General features: G+C 50.2%; 19 protein-coding genes. 8 read left to right on the top strand and 11 right to left on the bottom strand.

Going from position 1 to position 20,669, the window contains the following annotated elements; all coding sequences use genetic code 11:
* The first annotated feature begins 1 nt into the window (after position 1).
* A complete protein-coding gene (locus tag FPG75_RS05385) occupies positions 2 to 709 on the top strand; it encodes a LytR/AlgR family response regulator transcription factor (RefSeq protein ID WP_143305658.1) in 708 nt (235 codons plus the stop codon).
* On the opposite strand, the gene FPG75_RS05380 is transcribed toward FPG75_RS05385, so the two are convergent.
* Positions 710 to 1,465, bottom strand: a complete 756-nt coding sequence (locus FPG75_RS05380) for an SDR family oxidoreductase (protein ID WP_143305656.1) — start codon at positions 1,463 to 1,465, stop codon at positions 710 to 712.
* An 84-nt stretch (positions 1,466 to 1,549) separates the two neighbouring features.
* On the bottom strand, positions 1,550 to 1,933 hold the full coding sequence (locus tag FPG75_RS05375) for a helix-turn-helix domain-containing protein (protein ID WP_143305655.1): 384 nt from the start codon (positions 1,931 to 1,933) through the stop codon (positions 1,550 to 1,552).
* Positions 1,934 to 2,276: 343 nt separating this feature from the next.
* Between FPG75_RS05375 and FPG75_RS05370 the strand changes: the two genes are divergently transcribed.
* Positions 2,277 to 3,566: a hypothetical protein gene (locus FPG75_RS05370; protein WP_143305653.1), complete on the top strand. Its 1,290-nt coding sequence runs from the start codon at positions 2,277 to 2,279 to the stop codon at positions 3,564 to 3,566.
* A 13-nt stretch (positions 3,567 to 3,579) separates the two neighbouring features.
* On the opposite strand, the gene FPG75_RS05365 is transcribed toward FPG75_RS05370, so the two are convergent.
* Positions 3,580 to 4,401, bottom strand: a complete 822-nt coding sequence (locus tag FPG75_RS05365) for a hypothetical protein (RefSeq protein ID WP_143305651.1) — start codon at positions 4,399 to 4,401, stop codon at positions 3,580 to 3,582.
* A 227-nt stretch (positions 4,402 to 4,628) separates the two neighbouring features.
* On the opposite strand from FPG75_RS05365, the gene FPG75_RS05360 reads away from it, so the two are divergent.
* A complete protein-coding gene (locus tag FPG75_RS05360) occupies positions 4,629 to 5,795 on the top strand; it encodes an alginate lyase family protein (protein ID WP_143305649.1) in 1,167 nt (388 codons plus the stop codon).
* A 77-nt stretch (positions 5,796 to 5,872) separates the two neighbouring features.
* Here the strand turns inward: FPG75_RS05360 and FPG75_RS05355 are convergent, their stop codons facing one another.
* The 3 genes from FPG75_RS05355 to FPG75_RS05345 all read right to left on the bottom strand — a co-directional run bounded on the left by FPG75_RS05355 (position 5,873) and on the right by FPG75_RS05345 (position 11,029).
* Positions 5,873 to 6,940 (bottom strand): glycoside hydrolase 5 family protein, encoded by a 1,068-nt coding sequence (locus FPG75_RS05355; protein WP_143305647.1) that lies wholly within the window; start codon positions 6,938 to 6,940, stop codon positions 5,873 to 5,875.
* 215 nt (positions 6,941 to 7,155) lie between these two features.
* Positions 7,156 to 7,920, bottom strand: a complete 765-nt coding sequence (locus FPG75_RS05350) for a response regulator (RefSeq protein ID WP_143305645.1) — start codon at positions 7,918 to 7,920, stop codon at positions 7,156 to 7,158.
* Positions 7,921 to 7,927: 7 nt separating this feature from the next.
* On the bottom strand, positions 7,928 to 11,029 hold the full coding sequence (locus FPG75_RS05345; RefSeq protein WP_161596675.1) for a ligand-binding sensor domain-containing protein: 3,102 nt from the start codon (positions 11,027 to 11,029) through the stop codon (positions 7,928 to 7,930).
* 211 nt (positions 11,030 to 11,240) lie between these two features.
* On the opposite strand from FPG75_RS05345, the gene FPG75_RS05340 reads away from it, so the two are divergent.
* From FPG75_RS05340 to FPG75_RS05320, 5 genes are all read left to right on the top strand, one after another.
* A complete protein-coding gene (locus tag FPG75_RS05340; RefSeq protein ID WP_143305642.1) occupies positions 11,241 to 11,960 on the top strand; it encodes a hypothetical protein in 720 nt (239 codons plus the stop codon).
* A 4-nt stretch (positions 11,961 to 11,964) separates the two neighbouring features.
* Complete coding sequence (locus tag FPG75_RS05335) at positions 11,965 to 12,390, top strand: hypothetical protein (protein WP_143305640.1); 426 nt, start codon at positions 11,965 to 11,967, stop codon at positions 12,388 to 12,390.
* A gap of 135 nt (positions 12,391 to 12,525) precedes the next feature.
* The gene (locus FPG75_RS05330) at positions 12,526 to 13,449 is read left to right on the top strand and encodes a pentapeptide repeat-containing protein (RefSeq protein WP_143305638.1); all 924 of its coding nucleotides are present in this window, start codon (positions 12,526 to 12,528) and stop codon (positions 13,447 to 13,449) included.
* 3 nt (positions 13,450 to 13,452) lie between these two features.
* Positions 13,453 to 14,214 carry an ABC transporter ATP-binding protein gene (locus tag FPG75_RS05325; RefSeq protein ID WP_143305636.1) on the top strand — a complete coding sequence of 254 codons (762 nt, stop codon included), beginning with the start codon at positions 13,453 to 13,455 and terminating at the stop codon, positions 14,212 to 14,214.
* A gap of 1 nt (position 14,215) precedes the next feature.
* Positions 14,216 to 14,983: an ABC transporter permease gene (locus FPG75_RS05320; protein ID WP_143305634.1), complete on the top strand. Its 768-nt coding sequence runs from the start codon at positions 14,216 to 14,218 to the stop codon at positions 14,981 to 14,983.
* 2 nt (positions 14,984 to 14,985) lie between these two features.
* Here FPG75_RS05320 and FPG75_RS05315 read toward each other — a convergent pair whose 3' ends face one another.
* The 5 genes from FPG75_RS05315 to FPG75_RS05295 all read right to left on the bottom strand — a co-directional run bounded on the left by FPG75_RS05315 (position 14,986) and on the right by FPG75_RS05295 (position 20,657).
* Positions 14,986 to 15,873, bottom strand: a complete 888-nt coding sequence (locus FPG75_RS05315; protein ID WP_143305633.1) for an AraC family transcriptional regulator — start codon at positions 15,871 to 15,873, stop codon at positions 14,986 to 14,988.
* A gap of 9 nt (positions 15,874 to 15,882) precedes the next feature.
* Positions 15,883 to 16,167: a hypothetical protein gene (locus tag FPG75_RS05310; protein WP_161596674.1), complete on the bottom strand. Its 285-nt coding sequence runs from the start codon at positions 16,165 to 16,167 to the stop codon at positions 15,883 to 15,885.
* A gap of 64 nt (positions 16,168 to 16,231) precedes the next feature.
* Positions 16,232 to 17,773: an FAD-dependent monooxygenase gene (locus FPG75_RS05305; protein ID WP_143305629.1), complete on the bottom strand. Its 1,542-nt coding sequence runs from the start codon at positions 17,771 to 17,773 to the stop codon at positions 16,232 to 16,234.
* 40 nt (positions 17,774 to 17,813) lie between these two features.
* Positions 17,814 to 18,626 (bottom strand): helix-turn-helix domain-containing protein, encoded by an 813-nt coding sequence (locus FPG75_RS05300; RefSeq protein ID WP_143305627.1) that lies wholly within the window; start codon positions 18,624 to 18,626, stop codon positions 17,814 to 17,816.
* A gap of 45 nt (positions 18,627 to 18,671) precedes the next feature.
* The gene (locus FPG75_RS05295) at positions 18,672 to 20,657 is read right to left on the bottom strand and encodes a beta-L-arabinofuranosidase domain-containing protein (RefSeq protein ID WP_143305625.1); all 1,986 of its coding nucleotides are present in this window, start codon (positions 20,655 to 20,657) and stop codon (positions 18,672 to 18,674) included.
* Positions 20,658 to 20,669: the final 12 nt, after the last annotated feature.

Here is a 20,669-nt window from a genome sequence, read left to right as displayed (position 1 = left end):
GATGACAGCCCCCTTGAACTGTATCATCATCGATGATGAAGAAGGCGCGCACCTGGTGTTGGGCCATTACCTGAAATCCTTTAGCAGCCTGGCGCTCCGCGCATCGTTCTATAACGCCATCGAGGCGATGGAATATATCCACAAAAAACCGGTAGACCTGATCTTTCTGGATATCAACATGCCGGGCGTATCCGGTATGGATATGCTGGAAGCCTTGTCTAATCCGCCGCTGGTGGTGCTTACCACTGCCTACAGCGAATATGCCTTGCAGAGTTATAAATACCAGGTGGTGGATTACCTGGTGAAGCCGATTGATCTCCCGCGGTTCACCGCCAGCATCGATAAAGTATTCAAACGTTACCGGCCGGCGGTGTCCACGCCGCAGGAAACAGATCCTGCCGCTGCTTTCCTGATGTTGAAAGTAGCCGGAGAAGTGATTAAAGTGCATCTGCACACGATCACGCATGTGCAGAGCTGGGGCAACTACGTGAAAGTGCACACGACAGATCAGGTGCATCTAAGTCCGCTCACCACGGCCGAGATAGAGCAAAAGCTCGATGGTCGCGGATTCCAGCGTATCCACAAATCCTATATCGTAGGCTTGAATCATATACAGAAGATCACGCCCGGAGAGGTGCAGCTGGACAATGGCCATGTGCTGCCGGTGGGCAATACCTATCGCCGCGACCTGATGGATCATTTCCGCTGATCAGCGCGTGGTGTATCCGCCATTGGCGAAGATAGTTTGTCCGGTGATCCACCAGCCATCCGTAACGAGGAACTCTACCAGTGGCGCGATGTCCCGGATGTTGGTCAATCCGCCAAGTGCGGCGGCAGACTTGTGATATGCTACGGCATCCGGTGTTTCCTGTCCGTAGAAGAAAGGCGTATCCATCGGGCCGGGCGCCACCGCCGTTACGGAGATACCCCGATCGCCAAATTCTTTGGAAGCCGCCCTGGTGAAGTGTTCCACGGGGGCCTTACCGCCTGCGTAAGTAGCGTACAGGCCGGTGTATGCAGCAAGCAAAGAGGTGACGATCGTGCAGATCTTGCCATGATCATTCAATTGCTTGCCTGCTTCCTGTATAAAGAAATAGGCCACCTTTGAATTGATGTTGAACATACTGTCGTATTCCTCTTCAGTAGTATCCGGGAAAGGTTTCTTCAATACCTTACCTACAGTGTTGATGGCAATATCGATCCCGCCGAATTGTTTCTTTGTTTCGTCGAACAACTTTTTGATGTTAGCGGTTTGAGTGAGGTCAGCCTGGTACAGCAATGCTTCGCCGCCGGCATTGACAATATCGGCGAGGGTTTTCTCCGCATCGCCCTTGGTGCTTTCACTGTTGTAATGGATAGCGACTTTAGCGCCTTTGCCCGCGAGGTTCCTGCTGATAAGGCCTCCCAGGTTTTTTGCTCCCCCGGCAATCAGTACTGTTTTTCCTTTTAAATCATTACGTGCCATGATGTGTTGTTTAAATAAATTACGCAATGATGTAAAGGTCTTACAAAGCATTGCCCTCATCATGGTGAACTTTACGGAATTTTTTCAGGGCTGTTTTTTCATCGCTTCCCGGAATTCGCCGGGCGTTTGGCCGGTGAGCTTTTTGAAGAACTTGGAAAAGTTGGAAGGATCATAAGTGAGGATGTTGGCGATTGCTGCAATCGGCTCATCGGTGGTTGTGAGCATCCTTTGCGCTTGCGCGATGATCTTCATATCATAAAAATGGCAGGGATGGCGCCCCATTGTTTGCTGGATGGTATCAGTAAGATGTGCATGAGAGATGAACAAGGCGCTGGCGATCTGGTTCAGCTCCATAAAAGCGGGCGCATGGCCGCTGATCACGTCTTCGATGTGCTTGTCCAGGAAAGCGAAGTAGGCCTGTGTGATCACTTCACTTTGCCGCGTTGATTTGTTTGTCGGTTTCCGCATAGTATTGTTAAATTTACTGTTTATTGGTCGTTGTTGCACAATGCCCGTTGTTGGTGTTATTGCATAAACCCGTTGTTGGGTTATCGCATAAACCCGGGCTGACGCCCGGGCCTACCGGGCTTTCGCCCCTACGGGGCGTATAGCAGCGGAGCGTTTGCATTGGATGAACGTATGACCAACAATGTATCACCCCTACGGGGTGGTAACAACCGTATTGATCAAGCCCCGTAGGGGCGAAAGCCCGGTAGACCCGGGTGAAACCCGGGGATCAAAAGGCGATCCGTCTACATCCAGCTCCGTAGGAGCGATAGATTTATACAACAACATTGTTTATTTACACACTATGAAAAAAATATATTCCCTCTTCCTCTTACCGCTGTCCATCGCAGCAATGGCGCAGGACAAGCCAACAACACCTGTTAATTATCCTTCCACTTTCAACGAGATCCGCACTGTTACCAGGCAGCACCGCCAGCTTTGGAACAAAGACCTTTACACTGCTATTTTATTAGTAGATCCGCAAACAAGAGCCGTGGTGGCCAATGAAGCAGATAGCGCAGGGATATTAAAGAAGCGCCCTGATGGCGTGTTTGCCGGCCAGCTGCCTAACAATGTCAATATCGCCAATACCTCGGTGAACTGGAGCGGCAAACGATGGGCCATGATATTGCTGCCTTTACCGGAAGATAAATATGAGCGCCTGAACCTGATGTCGCATGAAATGTTTCACCGCGCGCAACCTGCGCTGGGCTTCATTCAGCCCGATCCCGACAATCCGCATATGAACAAAAAAGAGGGCCGTCTTTATTTAAGGTTGGAGCTGGAAGCTCTCAAGAAAGCCATACAAGCCGCATCAGCAGCGGAAGTGCAGCAGCATGTTACCAGTGCCTTGCTCTTCCGGGAATACCGCCGCCAGCTTTATCCCGGCGCCGACACCACCGAAAACCAGCTGGAACTGAATGAAGGCCTCGCGGAATTTACCGGCGCCATGACCTGCGGCCGCAACGAACAACAAAACATCGCTCACTTTACCAGCAGCATCGAACATTATGTGAGCTATCCTACTTTTGTGCGCTCCTTTGCCTATCAAACCATTCCTGCATATGGATACCTGTTGAGCAAACAGCAGCCCTACTGGAATCATCACATTGACAATCATACCGACCTCACCGCTTATTTCCTGAAAGCATTCAACGTAACGGTTCCCGCCGACCTGAAAACCGCTACAGACAAGCTTTCCGGCAGTTACAACGGATCACAGATACTCGCGGAAGAAACAGACCGGGAAATAGCTACGCAGAAACTGGTGGCGGCATACAAAAAAACATTTGTGGAATCGCCACATACCGCCATAGCGCTGAAGAAAATGAATATCTCCTTTAATCCGAGCATCATTGTTCCACTGGAAGATAAAGGTACGGTTTATCCAACGATGCGCGTAACCGATCTATGGGGCATCCTCACGGTTACCAAAGGCGCCCTGATGAATCCTTCCTGGAATATGATCACCCTCTCCGCTCCCACTGATATTACCAACAAAAAAGCAAGCGGTGATGGCTGGACACTGGAACTGAATGATGGCTATACATTGGTGAAAGATGAACAAGGGAATTATAAGTTGACGGGGAAATAACCGGAGGCTTTATTCAGAAATAAGTGAGCTTCCGCTCTATCACGCTGTTGGGCTTATCATTCAGATATGTTTCCTTCCTGATCCAGTTACCATGGGCATCGTAAACATATTTATTGATGATAACGCTATAAACGCCTTGCCGCTCGGTGATTTTATTGCCGTGGGCATCGTATTCATTTTCTACTCTTGTAGTATCGTGGAATGACAGCTTCACATGGGCGGTTTCCCGGTTATGATTATCCCAGTAATAGGTGGTAGTCGTAAAAACAGCGCCCGCAAGGCAGATCGTTTCTTCCGATAAGCGGCCCTGCGGATCGAATTGCAGCGTCATGCTGATCATTTTTTCAAGCGAGGATGTATCAAATGGCGGCATGAAATCTACCTGTCTCAGGTGGCCGTTGTGGTCATAGATATTATTATACCGCGTGACCTGTGGCGTATCTGTGAGGGAGATGCGTTCAACTATATTACCATGGCGGTCGTATCTGATCTTGCATTTTCCCTCTACCAGCGTGTCTTTCCGGATGTAAGAGAGAGCGATCATATGCCCTTTGGTATTGTAGCTGAAAGTCTGGCGTGGCACATCCTTTTCGTTGCTCGTCAGTTCCACCACATTACCAGCGGGATCAAAGGTGAGCACCTGTTTACTGATCTCCGATTTGCCGGCAAACAGGTACTGTGTGGAAATTTCCAATGTTTTCACACGTCCTTTTAGTTCATTTGTTTTCCAGTTATTTTTACCGATATCGCCGGAATAAGCCTGGGCCTTGCTTTCCGCGGGATGGCAACAGGTGTAGCCATAGATGAGCAAGAGGATAGAGATATACTTTGGCATATAAAGGGGGTTAATGATAACAACTAATGTAGTTGTTTTTTCTATCCGGCGATGGCTTATTTACACCAGCGGAAAACGTTCTTTCTACACTTATTAGAAGATTTCTATATTTTGATCGTTTAACGATTCGTATGCGCACTTTTCCTATCTTCATGCAAACGTTTGCACTAAACAGCCGAAAACCCTCGTACTCCGGCCGTCTTCATTTATTATCACAAAATTCAGATATGCAAAAGAACACCCTTTTTTATTACCTCACGGTGAGCATCCTCTCTGCCACTGCTTTACTATTTGCCTGCGGAAAACAACAACTGACAGACAGTTTAAACAACGGCAACAAAGCGGCTAACAACACTGCCGCCACAGCGCAGATCACGTCCTTCGTACATCCCGGCGTGTTGAACACGCAAGCCAGCCTTGACTATGCAGGCGGCCAGGTAAACGGCGGCGATCCGGCCCGCAGCGCATCTTATCAAAAAGTGATCGATTATGTAGACAGTCACCCCGTACCTACCTCCTTCTATGCTACCGTAGTAGTAGGATCAAACGGCGCTACCTCTCCGTCGAAATCACAGATCAGGAAAGATGCAGAACTCGCATATGCGTTAGCGTTACGATGGGCTAAAACCGGCACCCAGAGCTGGGCCGACAAATGCATCCAGATATTGAACGGCTGGTCTTACACGTTCCAGAACTATGCCCTGCTGGATGCCTCCACCAATCCCAATCAACCAGGCCTGGAAGCCTCCTGGACCACGCCCAGCTTTGTAGCGGCCGCAGAGATCATGCGCTACTACCAGGTGAATGGTCATGGCTCAGGATGGGCCGCTGCAGATATTACGCAGTTCTCCAATTATCTCAATAATGTAAAGAACAATTACATCAACAACATGCCGGTGTACAATAACAACTGGAATGCCTCACAGGGCTATGCGAAAATGGCCATCGGTATTTTTCTGAACAGCACCAGCGTGTATCAGAACGGGTATGATCTGATCACCACTTATCTGCCCATCATCATACAATCCAATGGCGATATTCCGGAATACTGTAACCGCCAGGATTGTGTGCACTTTCAATATTCCCTGACTGCTTTTGCCTATGCCGCGCAACTGGCCAGTATACAGGGCGACAATTCGCTGTGGTCGGCCAGCAGCAACCGCCTCAGCGCCGGTTATGATTACATGCGCGCCGCCTATGGCCAAAGCACTACCTGTAATTATTGTTCCACTTCCAGCCCGGTATTCCCCGGCGTGGAAGTAGCATACAATCATTATCAAACCAGCAACCTGGCTTATCTGAGAGGCTTGCAGGCGCCATTGGGCGTGCCGAACGACAATACGTTCCTGGGCTTCACTACTTATACACACTATGGTGTGAGCAGCTTGCAGTAAATAATTTTTTTCCGGAAACAAGCAGGGTGTGTCAATATCATATTGACACACCCTTTTTACAGCGAACAAAGTACAGCTTAAGGGTTTGTTTTATTCAGTTTCCTGATCAGATCTGTTTCATCTTTCCGGTAGGGCGTAAAATCTTTCCGGAAAATATCATGGAACCATTCATCCGGCTGGCTGCCATCCGGAATAGGCTTGCCCCATTGATAGATCGTATTGGTTTTCCCTTCTACAAATCCCCAGTTGATAGCGCCCACCTTTTCTTTTTTCAGTATCGGCATAGTGGTGGCAAAACGGCTGTCTCTTGTACGTGCCATATATTCCGTGCAGATGAGCGGCCTGCCCAATGCCTGCAAAAACAATATCATTTTCAGATGTTCATCTGCCGGCGAATAGCAATGATAGGTGATGATATCTGAATGGTCGATCTGAAATTCATTCAGCTCTTTGAAACCGGAGGACCAGTTCCATAAACCGGCCGTGATAGGCTGGTCGGGGTTTACCACCCTTGCCCAGGAGAAAACAGCTTTCAGCAACGGAAGGGTTTTGATGCCTTTCCCTTCATTACCCGGCTCATTATATAAGTCCCAGGCCAGTATTCTTTTGTCGTGCGCAAAGCTGCTCAGTATATCTTTCACATATTTCTCCAGTTCGGGAAAATTCGCTTCGTTCATAGAAGCAGGATCGCCGGGATCCTGCACCCAGCCTGAATTGTGTACACCTGGTTGCGGATCGGGCTGCCGGCCGGCCTGGGGAACTTTTCTCCAGCAATCATCAAAGAAAACGAAGAGCGGCCGGATATGATGTTGCTGCGCAATGGACAGGAATTTATCGATACGTTGCTTAAACCCGGCAGGGTCCTGTTTCCAGGCGAGGCTGTGCAAAAATACCCGCATAGTGTTAAACCCGATGTCTTCTGCAAGGGCAAATTCCTTATCGATCTGTTGCGGGCTGAAAGTGTTTGCCTGCCACATTTCCAGCTGATTGATGGCATTGTTGGGAATGTAGTCTGCACCTGTAAGCCAGGGCTGTGTTGTATACCATTTGTTGGCCTTTTCTTTGGTCCAAAGGCCTGATTGTGCGAACGATGTTGACAGCGAACAAAAAGCGCTGATGATCAAGAACAGTGTTTTATATTTCATTTGCGTGGTGAATTTTTGTAATGATCTTTTTGAAAACCCGGCCGGGAGCGGCCAGGTTGATTTATCCATTATTGTCGTCTTTACTATTAAAAACTTAGGTATAATCGCTATCTCCATGATATGTACGGCCACAGTGCCGGGGTTGGGCTAAATTAATGCAAGGCTGTAAGCAGGATTATTCACTGTTGATCATTTTCTATACATAGCTGATCAAACTACGCATTTCGCTTTGCCGCCAGGTATGCGGTGGGCGTGATATTGAAATGCCGGCTGAAGCTGCGGGTAAAATTGCTTTGCGAGCCGAAGCCGGTCATCAGTGCTACTTCGTATATTTTATATTGTCCGAGCACCAGCAGCTCGGCGGCCTTTTTCAGGCGGGTGATATTGATAAATTCACTGGGGGCCATTCCGCTCACCATCTTTATTTTCCGGTACAAGGTAGGACGGCTCATGTTCATGGATTTCGCGAGCAGATCAACATTCAGCTCTTCTTTCTCCATATATTGAAAGATCAGCTCATTCAACGATTCCAGGAATTGCTCATCCAGCCTGGAATAGCCGAGATGCTTGATAGGCATAGGGGAAGCGCCCGAGAAGTATTCCTGCATCCGCATCCTGTTATGGAGCAGGCTTGTTATTTGCGCTAACAGGTGTTGCTTCGAGAAAGGCTTTTCGATATAGGCATCCGCACCCAGCTCAAGGCCTTCTATCTTGGATTGCAGGGTATTCCTGGCGGTCAGCAAAATTACAGGGATGTGCGAAAACGCCAATGTAGATTTGATGATCCTGCAAAACTCGAGGCCATCCGTTACCGGCATGATCACATCACTGATCACCAGGTGAATGGCTTCCTTTTCGAGTATCTGCAAGGCATCCGGTACATTGTCGGCCCTGAAAACGGTGTACTGCGGCTCCAGCGCACGTTCCAGGAAGTCCAGTATCTCTTCTTCATCATCAACTAATAAAAGCGCAGGTAGCATGGTGGTTCTACTTAAAAGGTAATTTTAAGATAAAAATATTTTTACTGCTCTCCTCCTGTTTCATATAAAGCGAGCCTTTATGCAGGTTCACGAGCGAGCGGGCAAGCGCCAACCCGATGCCGGCTCCCCTTTGCTTGCTGGTTTCACGGAGCCGGAAAAAGGGTTCAAATATTTTTTCGCGCATCTCCGCAGGCACCACCTTGCCATCGTTGCTGATCGTGATGATCAGCATTCCGCCTGACGGATCCGGTTCCGTCATCTCACAAAGTACCTTGCTGGCTGCATACTTCACTGCATTGCTGAAAAGGTTGTCGAAGATCTTGCGCAACGCTTCCTGGTCTGCCGCAATATAAACGTCCGTAGCCGGCATCTGCAGCGAATAGTGCAGCGATTTCGCCCTGGCCAGTTCTTCAAAATTCCTGAAGGTTTCTGCAAGGAGCTCGCTAACATTCACGGGATGGAAGTTCAGGCTGAATCCATTGGCTTCGATCTTGTTAAAATCCATCAACTGGTTGACCAGGTTGATCAGCCTGTCTGTATTTCTTTCCATCATCTTCACATCCACAAGTATCTCGGGGATATCTGTTGTCCACTCCTTTAAATTATCTACCGGCCCTTTGATCAGGGTGAGCGGCGTTTTTATTTCATGGGCAACTTGTGTAAAAAAGTTGATCTTCTCTGAATATATTTCTTTTTCTTTTTTCACCCGTTGTTTTGCGCGAAGTGTTCTGATGATATAAATGATCAAGACCGTTAGTATGACCGCATACAACAGGTATGCCCATCCTGAAAACCACCATGGCGGCCGTATTTTGATGATCAATTGCTTCTCGGCGCGCCCGATGAAGAATGGCGCGGTAGCCCGGATATGCAGCGTGTAAGTACCAGGGCTCAGGCCTGCAAAATAGATACGCCTGTTTTGCTTCAGTTCAACCCAGTCTCTGTCTACGCCTTCCAATTTATAGGAATACTTTACCGCTGCGGGAGATGTATAATTGGGCACGGCAAACTCAATACTGCAAGATGACTGGTTATACGGCAGCTCAACTTTACCGGCGAGCAGGATGGAACGCTGTAACAGCTCGCCGGCTCCGGCTTTCAGTTCTTTATTGTTGGCTTCAAAACTGGTGATATAGATCTGGAACTTGTTGTCATTAACGCGCGTGATGCTGTCTGGCCGGAATGCGATCATACCTTTTATACAGCCGAAATATAATTTACCGCTGCGGTCTTTGAATCCTGAATTGTAATTAAACTGATCGGTGAGCAGGCCATCGGCGTGTGTATAAACGTTTGTTATCTTCCCGGTGAGATCCATGCGCACCAGGCCTTTTGAGGTAGTGACCCAAAGTGTTCGCAAGTTATCTTCTACTATTTTGAAAACGAAATTGCCGGGCAGTCCGTTGTTGGTGGCGTAGCGGTCAAATCTCTTCCTGCTTTCATCGAGCCTGCACAGGCCGCCGCCTTCCGTGGCAAACCAGAGGCGGTGTTCCGTATCTTCGAGGACGGCGTTCACCTTGTTGTTGCTCAGTGAATTTTCATTACCGGCGATGTTCATAAAATGCCCGCTGGCGCCGGAAAGCGGATTGAAATAATACACCCCGTTTACGGTGCCCGCCCATATTGTTCCGGCATGATCTTCCGTGAGGCATAGTACCGGCGTGCTTGCCGGCACGGCCGCAGGCCGGGTGAAACCGCCGCTGCTGCGGTCATATTTGTATAAGGAAGATTGAGCGCCCAGGTACACATCTCCATTTTTCGTTTGCATCATGCAGAGGGTGAACTGTACCTCCCCCGTGGAGATATGCCGCTTCACCTTACCGGTATGGATATCCATGATATCTATACCATGAAAAAAGGTGCCGATCCACAGTTCATCACCTATCGCCAGCAAGCCGTGAATATTGGGATAAGCAATACTGCCGGGCAGGCCGCTGGGCCTGAACTGCTGTATCTCGCCGGTCAGAGGGTTCAGTTTATTCAGGCCGGCATCTTCCGTCCCCATCCAGATATTGCCTTCGTGGTCTTCACAAATTTCACGTACTACATTGCCACTGATGGCATTCCGTGTTTCGCCCGGAAAATATTTTTCAAAAACAGGATAGGCGTGCCCGTTATAGTAACAAACTCCTCCGAAATAGGTGCCTGCCCATATGCCTCCTTCACTATCCTTGTATACCGCATACACCGCGTTATCAGGAATGGAATAAGGATTGAAACGTTCCGTTTCCAGGTGCCTGAATTTTTTTGTCACCGTATTATATATGAACAATCCTCTTTCTGTACCGAACCAGAACTCCGTATCGTTGGCCTTGAGAATAGACCGGGTAAAGATGGTGAAGTTCCCGGTATCGTAGCGGAGCAGGTCTTTACGAGCGCCAGATACGGTATTGAATTGCTTCAGCCCGGCCACGTAGCCCACAAAGATTCCGCCGCTATCATCCGGCAGGATGGTTTCGATCGACCGCTCTCCTTTTGCCACTGCTGACTGCGCAAACATATCATAAGAAGTAAACGCGCCGGTAGCAGGGTCCATCTTTTTGAGCTGACCATCAGGCGTGCCGCACCAGATAAAGCCCTTCCATTCGCAGATGGCTGTCACCCAAAAATATTCTTCAGGAGGAAAACGCGTGAGGCGCCCGGTGTGAAAATCATAACGGTAAACGGTACCACGGGCAGTGAGCCACAGATCACCATTGCGGCTGAAATGCAGGGCCGCAATGCCATGCAGGGAATCCAGAAAAGGATGGAACAGCGCCGCTGTTTTATCAAAACGATAGATGCCCTGCGTAGATCCGACCCATAGCGTACCCTCATTGTCCACCGTTGTCACATTCACATAGTTTACATTGGGGATCACGGGGTTGTCGTTCAAACTGAACACCTTGAAGTGATAGCCATCAAAGCGGGTCAGGCCATCTTTTGTGCCAAACCACATAAAGCCCTGCTGGTCCTGCACGATACATTGCACAGTGTTATTAGACAATCCGTTCTCTGTTTCATATCTTCTGAAAGAATAGGATTGAGCGCTGAGTACCTTGGAAAGCAGCAGTAGAAACAATATCCAGCGGTAACGCAAGCAGCACATCGGATAAATTTTCTGCTTCATACGGTACAATAATACATTTTTTTGCAGGATAGCACCTGGTATCTTTAATGCAGGAAGAGAAAACATTGGTACACTCCGGAAAATCCCCTATATTAGTGTAGCAAAGCAATAGCCCCAATAATAGATACAGAAAGACAATTAAAGACATACGACCCCAAATTTCAACATCCCTTATTGCTATAATAATTATTCACGCCCCAAACTCATGGCCATGAATAAAATATCTTCCTATATTCTTATCCCTGTGTGTGCATTTATGATCTGCACATTCTTTACCAGATGCGCGTCAAGGAAATCTGAATCCGGCTTTGGCGGCGCGGTTCCAGACAGCGCTGCTGCCATTTACATTCCGGCATTTCCTTTCCCGCCGCCACAGCCCTCGGCCACTGATGAAATTTCCCGGTCCTATTTCGCCACTTGCAAAGCGCTCAGCGATGTAAACGCGCGGTTATCCGCCGCGCTGGACAAATGCGGCTATGTCAGGAAAAGCTATTTCAGCGCGCCTAACGGCTTTGTATTAGTAACACAACTGGAAAAAATCAATAAAGACCGGACGGTAAAATCAGAGAACGAACGATGGATACAGGAAGAAGACCAGGAGAGCTTCTCCCTGAAGAATTACCTCACCAGGCTATTATTTGCCAATCCTGGCTATTACCGGTGCATTGTATTTGTAGTCAGCGACAGATACTACCATTACTCGGAGAATAAAGCAACAGAAAGACAGGCAAACGAATGGCTTGCATCCGGCATCAACAGGTTGCCAGCCGAAATAGGCAAGATACCCTTCAACGAAAATCATTCCCTCGACGTGCTGATCTACGAGTTTAAAAAGAATGAATCAGACACTTCGGTGAGCATGATCGTTCCATCGCCCGTCACTGGCCGGAATCAACTGATCAAAAACAAGATTTACGACGGATTAAAATAAATATATGAATACCAGTTTTCCCGAAGCCAAGAAAAAGATCGCTATTTTCTGGTTTGTTGTTTCTGCTATCATTTTCACTATCGTATTCGTTCAAACGCTTGGCGGCAAGTTTGAAGACAATAGCCAGGAAGCCTGGGGATGGGTCACTTCTGCCATCCTGCCTAACCTGACGCTCATGTTGAGCGTTTTCCTTTTCGATATCAAAGCCGCAGCTCCCGAGCGATCCTTTGTCGATATTTTCTATTACCGGATCACCATAGGGCTGTCCATCTTCTACCTGGGCGTGATCATCCTGATGATCTTACTGCAACCACTTACCAACAAACCCTTGCTGCAATTAATGAAAGAGTCGTCTATTTACATGGGGCCATTTCAGGGCCTGGTAAGCGGGGCGATCGGTTTATTTTTTGTAAAACAACAGGCCTCCTGATCAAAAACAACTGTCAGTTGTCAAAAAACAACAGGTAGTAGCGGCCATACAACCAACAGTAGCGCCACTTTTAGCGATAGTGGTGATTTCCCCATCTACCTTTGTATTGTCACAAAAAAACAAAAAACAATACAAATGGATACCAATCTGATCGGCAATAAAATTGCCCAGGCAAGAAAAGAGACTAATATGTCTCAGGCGCAACTGGCCCAGCGTTTATTTATCAGTCCGCAGGCAGTGGGCAAATGGGAACGCGGAGAATCTGTTCCCGATATTCTTACCATTAACCGGCTCGCGGAGATTCTCGGCGTTGATCTCAACTATTTCTCCGCCAACTTTTCATCTGTAAACGATAAAACGACCGCCGGTGAAGATGAGCCAGCAGCGCTGGAAGACGCCGACCCCTCCCCTTCAGCGGCGCGCCCGCCACGCCTTCATCTCTCTGCGGTTGACCTGCAAGGCAGCGATTTTGCAGGCGTTATTTTACACAAGGGAAAATTCAAAGCCAGCCCTTTGCGCGGCGCTAACTTCGCCGGCGCAGACCTGCGTGGCAGCACCTTTGAAGTTTGTGATGCACGCGAAGCCAATTTCGACGGCGCTGATCTGACCGACTGCCACTTTTCTATTATGGACCTCACGGGCGCCAGCTTCAACCAGTCTATCATGGTGCGCACCACTATGAGCCTGTCGGGCCAAAGCGCCAGGTTCACAGCAGTAAATATGGAAGACGTGAAGTTCACCAAAACCGACCTCAGAAAAGCCGCCTTTGAGCAATGCAGCTTTAACGGCGTTGACTTCACGTACTGCGATCTGCGGAATGTTTGTTTTGACGGGCAAACCTTTACCAATACCCGGTTCGACAGATCGTCACTGAACAATGCTTCTTTCAGAGGCGCCACGCTCCGGAACGTCTCATTCATACCGCCATTCTCCGTTACCAACAGATCACATCTTGCTATGAAAACTATCTCCTTTGATGGCGCGATGATGGACAAGCTCACCTACGCTGCCCTCAAAGGCTTACGGGTAGTGGATTTATCAAACGTTACAATTATTTAAACCATGCAAAACCAGACCATCCAGGTGAAAGGGCTGCACAAGTCCTATAGGCACCTCCATGTATTGAAGGGCGTAGATCTTGAAGTAGAAGAAGGCAGCATCTTCGCCCTGCTCGGCCCCAACGGCTCCGGCAAAACAACGATCGTCAGGATACTCACCACCTTGTTGAAACAAGACAGCGGAACCGCCATCGTCAATGGATTTGATGTATTGTCGGCCCCCGAACAGGTGCGGCAATCGATCAGTTTGACCGGCCAGTTTGCCGCTGTGGACGAGATCCTGACCGGCCGTGAAAACCTGGTGATGATCGCAAAGCTGCGGCATCTTCCCAATCCGTACCAGGTGGCGGACGACCTGCTCCATCGTTTCGGGTTAACGGATGCGGCCAACCGCAGCACATCCACTTATTCCGGTGGCATGCGCCGCCGGCTTGATATTGCCATGAGCCTGGTGGGCAATTCCAAGCTCATTTTCCTGGACGAACCAACTACCGGCCTCGATCCCGAGGCGCGCATCGAGGTGTGGGAGATCGTCAAAACCCTTGCCCGCAGCGGCACCACGGTATTCCTCACTACTCAGTACCTGGACGAAGCCGAACAACTCGCCGACAAGATCGCGATCCTTCATAACGGAGAGATCATCGTGAGCGGCACGCTTGCAGAACTGAAAAAATTGTTCCCGCCCGCAAAGGTGGAATATATTGAAAAACAGCCTACGCTCGAGGAAATATTCCTTTCTATCGTAGGCACAAAAACAACAAAATAATATGAAAACGATCAGGACCTATTTCTTCGCAGATATGAGCGTGATGCTCGGACGCTCTATGCGCCATGTTTCCCGCAGCATGGATACCATCATCACCATTACCATCATGCCCATTGCGCTGATGCTGCTATTTGTTTATGTATTGGGCGGCGCCATTCATACCGGCACGGATCATTATGTCAATTACCTGTTGCCGGGCGTATTGCTCATGGCAGTGGCCAACAGCATCGGTTATGTATCTTTCCGTTTGTTCACCGATGTGCAACGCGGCATATTTGAACGTTTCCATTCCATGCCCATTGCGCGCTCCGCCGCGTTGTGGGGGCATGTACTGACCTCGTTGGTATCTAATGTAATATCCGTGGCGATCATTGTGCTGGTGGCGCTCATCATGGGTTTCCGTTCGCCGGCAGGCGTGTTGTCGTGGTTGGCGGTGATAGGAATACTCTCTGTGTTTACGCTGTCGCTCACCTGGGTGGCCGTCATTCCCGGGCTCACGGCCAAAACGGTGGATGGCGCCGCTGTAATAGCCTACCCTATTCACTTCCTGCCTTTGATCAGCTCTGCTTTTGTGCCTACCAAAACGATGCCTGCAGGTGTGCGTGCCTTTGCCGAAAATCAGCCTGTAACCTCGATCATAGAAAGCATCCGCGCGCTGCTCAACAACCAGCCGATAGGCAATACCATCTGGGTGGCGATGGCATGGTGCGCCGGTATCACGCTGGTGGCTTATGCCGTGGCGATGCGGATCTACAGGAACCGTGTATAAGATCATTCAATATCCTGAAGGAATTGTGTGATCGTTTTACCGGAAGCCCGTTTGAAGGCACGGGAGAAATGATCGGGATCGTTAAAGCCTAACTCGTATGCTACTTCTTTTGCAGATGGCCTGTCGTAAAAGAACATCCGTTGCGCTTCCAGCATGGTCCTGTTGAGCAGATAGGTTTTAGGAGAGACACCGGCAAATTGCCGCACCACGGCGTACAGCTTGTTCTCCGACACCGATAAGCCATCGACCAGTTGCTGGACCGATGGCTGATTGGTAAATTCTCCTTCTACCAGTTTCCGGAAGCGGAGATAAAGCTCCAGGGCTTCTCCCGGCGTTTGTTTCTTCATAGATATCTTGAAATAGATCGTATTCAATTCCATCAACAGCGTATGCATATACGCCAGAATAAGCCCTGCTGGCGGCTTCTGTGCTGCCCGTAGTAACTGGGCCAGGCACTCGAAATTGCAGGTAAGCCGTTCCTGCTCTTCCGGCTCCACTTGCAGGATAGCATTGTTGAGCGGGTTGGAGAGAAAATCGAATGACTGTGGCAGCAAGGCAAGACTTTGTTCATCAAAACCGATCTTGTACCATCGCCGTTGCTGCTGCCAGTTGGAAAGAAACTGGTGGATCTGGTTCGGCTGCACGAGCAACACTTGTCCTGATGCCAGCTGCACCTGTTTCAAATCCAGGTTGTGTACGGAGTTTCCTTCTACCAGGAAAATGAGCAGGTAAGCGGCGAGCCGGCGTGGCCTGGTAGCATGGCCTACATCTACATCAGGCGCCGACATGGGGTGTTGCGACGATGCGATTATTACCGGAAATACCGGATGTTGTGAGATGGCTTTGAGCAGCCCTGTGGTATTGAGCACTGCGCCAGATGGTTTCCTCATGAAAGTAAATTACGATTTTGCACCGAAGGCGCCAGGACCGGCATGGAACAATCCAATCGACAATGCGCCCACCGCCACCGCAGCCTGCGCTGCGAAGTCGTCTTTGGTGATAACTGTAAAGTGGAAAACGATCAGTGATACCAGCAACATGGTCCAGCCGGCAAGCAGATTGGGAATGGGCCTGTTACCAAAAAGGCAGGGATAGTTTTCTTTCGTGATACCCTTCACAAAATGCGGGATGCCGTTGGCAAAAAAGAAGCCGGCAAAGAAACAGCAAATGAGATTGTTGATCATCTGGATAATTGTTTCTTGCAAAATTGCCCGCTTTCCGCAGCAACTGGCTGTATGAATCCTGGTATCACCTGTACAAATCCTGTACTTCAGCAACAAACCAGCGGGCAATAGCCTGTTGCGGTTCATCGCGATCCGGATCGGTATCAGTGGCCCATGCCACGATCCCGTCGGGGCGTATCAGCAGGGCGCTCGCACCCAGGCTGTCTTTTGGCGTGGCGGCAATATATTTCAGCTGTTGACCGTATGCAGCGGCGAGTGCCTGGAGTGCAGGATGGTGGTGGAAGTCGAGCAATATACCTTTACCGTCGTGCATCAGCTCACCAATTCGGATTGCATCTTCCAGCTCAAAATCAGGCGCAGTGCGGCCTGTCAGCGGATGATGCCCCTCCAGCGGATACTGCATAAAAACGCCGCGTATCCTGCCGGCCATATAAGTAGCGCCATCACGTGTATGTATCAGATCGCGTACGATCGCGTGCAGTGCGCGGGCGGCCGGATCAGGCTTCATAATGGCCACCTGTGCGCGTGACCAGTCCAGCACTTGTGCGCCGATGGGATATCGTTCCGTGTGATAGCTGTCCAGCAGGCCTTCCGGCGCTTTGTGTCGGATGGTGGCGGCGAGTTTCCAGCCGAGGTTCATGGCATCGCCGAGGCCGAGGTTAAGCCCCTGGCCGCCGAGCGGCGAATGAATATGCGCCGCATCGCCGGCTAACAATACCCGCCCTTTGCGGTAAGCTGTTACCTGCCGCGCCCTGTCGGTCCAGGTGCTGGCGACATGCAGCGCCTTGATGCTTACATCAACGCCCGAGATGCGGCGCAGCGTTTCCTCCACATGTTCCCGCGTGATGGGCTTATCCGACTGGTGAAAGGCGCCGCCATCAAAGTCCTGTATCACGATGTAGCCAGGTTGTGATTGCAGGTACATGCCCTGTGGCGTGAGGTTGCGGCCGGGCTTGAGTTGCTCCGCGCCGGCGAGATCCACCTGTACTGTGTAACCGGTAAATTCGGGCTCGGTGCCCGCGAAATCAAAGCCAGCGGCCTTGCGCACGGCACTGCGACTACCGTCGCAACCTACGAGCCATTGGCAGGTAAAAGCATCATCACCGCATTGCACCCTCACATCATCTGCGGTTTGATGAAAGCCGCTAACAGCAAGGCCGCGCAGTATCTCTACACCAAGGGTGGCGGCGCGGCGGGTGAGCACTGTTTCCAGTTCCTGCATCTCCGTTAATAAACTGGTATCGATAGCGCCGGGCAATTGATAGGGCCATTGCGAAGTATCCACTTCATCGAGGTAAAACGGGATGCCGGCAAAGTGGCCACCCTGGGGGCGTGGCGGCGGTGTAGGCTGGTGATGTGGATTTTTGATGCGCTTGTGAAGCGTCAGTTCATCCAGCAGGCCACGGCGGTAAAACGCTTCAATAGCAGGCGCAGAAAGGCCGCGCATACCAAAGGGAAGTTGTTTCAATGGTGATTGCGGCTGTTCCGCTTTCTCCAGTATCAACACCGTGCATTGCGCCAAGGCCAGTTCACAGGCGAGGAAGAGGCCTACAGGCCCTGCGCCGGAAATAATCACATCGTAAGTAGCATGGTTCTGTGCTTTCATATAATATCATTGTAGCACAAAATTCTGTCATGCGCCGGCGCTATTCTTGTACAAACGCGACAAAATCCCTTTTGCTTTTCTTCGCATTTCTTGCGAATGCCGCTGGCGTAGTGCCACTGTAGCGTTTAAATTCCTTGCTCAGGTGGGCCTGATCCGCATAGCCCAGTTCTTGCGCCAGGCCTGCGATATTGGTATCAGGATGATGCCATAGTTGATTGCGTACCTGTTCAAAGCGTATAAGGCCTGATACGTCTTTCACGGTATGACCGGAAGACTGTTTGAATTTCCTTTCCAATGTGCGCACGGTGGTATGCGCCGCGGCGGCCACCTGGCTTACGGGCATGGCGCCATTTGCTTTTCTCATCGCCGCTCCTGCTTTGAACAGCATGGTATCTGCCGCGATGTGCATGCGCGCATCCAGGAAATATGCTTTCACCTGCGCCAGCGCCGCTGCTATCTTACCCTCACGCATATACGTATTTAGAACGGATTGCAGGCGGCTAACCGGATGTTCAAATATCTGCAGACCGTCTTTAGTGGCGGGCAATCCCAGCAGATCGAATACCGTCCAGGGATAGCATCGCACGCCGATGATCTCCAGAAGACCTGTTGCATGAAAAACCACGGGCTGATTGAGCAAGCCCATGATAAAAGGTGATGGCAATGGCTGCAAGGCTGCGCCACGCGTCATCTCGCCGAAATAAAAAATAATCTCCGCATAACCATCCGGCACCACTTCAAAGCTGACCGACGCGGCGCCAAAATCTTCCCGGTTGTACCAGAAACATCTGATGGCATCCTGAAGCGCCTCCGGCGGCGCGAACTCTTCGTGTTGCATTTTGAAGGATCGCATATTGTTATTCGTATATCCGTTAACGTTAGTTATTTTTTGGGAGAGCTATTCCCCTCCTGTAACCGGAAATTCCGAAATCCGCAGCTTCGTACATCCATAAGGTATCAATGATATCTCCTCTTCTTTTCCCAGTTCCATCTGGTAAATGGGGCTGTAAGGAATGGGGCCGGCCATCTCGTTATATAATTGCCAGGAAGGGATGCGCCTTGCCTTCGTTTTAATCAGAATGGGCGCCTGGTCCGCATTCCAGGGATAGACCGCCAAGGTTCCTTTCTCTTCTACCGTATAATCTTTCTGGCGGGTGCTCACAAGGCCATAGTTCCAGGGTGTGGTGGGAATGATCTCCTGGTAAGTGCTGCCGTAATCTTTCGCGTCTTTATCGTTGTTGATGCGCTTCGTTTGTTCGCCGATCTTCAATGCATATACCAGGGGCCCGCGTTCTACCGATGCTGCATTTTCATACCAGCGATTGGTGGACAGCTTCATTGGCAGCCGCAGTTCTGCCACATCGCCGGTTTTCCATTCATGACGGATGGTCACTACCTGGCCGCCCTTTGCGCTCAGTTGCGGGATGCCATTGATGGTCACAGCGCCGCTGTCGCACCATTCGGGGATGCGCAGCTGTAGCGGAAAGGCCGTCGCTTTATTGCCGGCGGTAGTGAACCTGAATTTAATCGTTTCTGCAAAAGGATAATTTGTTTCTTCTTTAATATGCACCTGTTTGTTGCCGGCCACCAGCGCCGTTACTTCGCAGGGAGAATAGACGAGTGCCGCCAGACCCTTATCTGGCGTGGCATACCAGAGGTTACGGGTAAACTTTGGCCAGCCCTGATGCATATTGGAGGTGCAGCAGGCGTAGCCGGTGAGGAGGCCGTAGCAGATATCAGTGCCGTGATGGTTGATATCAAAGTTGCGGAAATGCCTTGTCACCATCACCTGGTTGGCCTGCTGAAAATATTGTCTTGCCGTAAAATCTTCCGTTACCTGTGTGGGCAGTGCGTTGAAGGCGATCCTTTCAAGATGATCGGCATATTTTACGTTGCCGGTGATGCTCAGTATCTGTTCCAGTGTGAACATCATTTCCACCACGGTGCACAGCTCGGCGCCTTGTGTAGGGTTGCCGCCATGCAGTGATTCATCGCCGCCGAACATACCATTGGCAAAGCCGTTGAAGGTGCGCAGATCGTTAAAGCCTTTATTGATGGCATCGATATATTGCGACTCAGGATGATGTTGATAGTAGATGAGCGGCTCTTTCATGCCCTGCGCAAGGTTTACGCCATGTACGCTGCCCATGGTGGTCAGCATCTTTCCCTGTGCGAATGCTTTAGTGAAATCGAAGGCCTGCTGATGCAGCAGATCGCCAAGTTGCAAGAGGAAGGTATCGCCGGTGATGTTATAGAGCCAGTATACCACCATGAGGTTGTCGCCGGCGCGGTAGCGGGCCCAGAAGGTCCAGTGGTCGAGCGGTTTGGCGGGCAGCTCTTTCAGCTGGTAGCGGAAATATTTCGTGAGAAGGGTGATCACCCGTTGATCATGGGTAGCTTCATAGTATTGTTGCAGCACTTTCAGCATCACCATTTTGGGCCACCAGTCGTGGCTGTTATCGCGCTGGATGCCATCTTCCGGGCCATAGTCTCTGGCAGGACCGAAATAGCCATCCGCTTGCTGACTGTTGAGCGACCATTCTATCCAGGGTTTTATTTTCGCAATGAGTGCTTTGTCGTTGAGAATATACGCCAACGGCACAAGTCCATCCAGCCAATAGGGGCCACGCTCCCACTGGTCGCCATCGCCGCCCAGCCAGCCATTGCGCGGCCCCATCACCAGCGGATACAACTGATCCAGCTGGCCGGTGGCGCCATCTTTCTGACGAACCAACATTTCCTTTAGCCAGCCCTGCGGCTGAATTGCCTGCGGTGGCAGCTCCATATACGGATTGGGCCGGAGTGGCGCGCGGTTGTTGAGATATTGGCCGTTGGCATTTGCAACAGACAAGAAGAACAGAGAAAGAGCCAGCAGTGTTTTCATGCTGACTAAAAT

This window comes from Chitinophaga vietnamensis, from assembly GCF_902167635.1.
Lineage (GTDB): Bacteria > Bacteroidota > Bacteroidia > Chitinophagales > Chitinophagaceae > Chitinophaga > Chitinophaga vietnamensis.
This window is presented reverse-complemented; position numbering and strand designations above follow the sequence as displayed.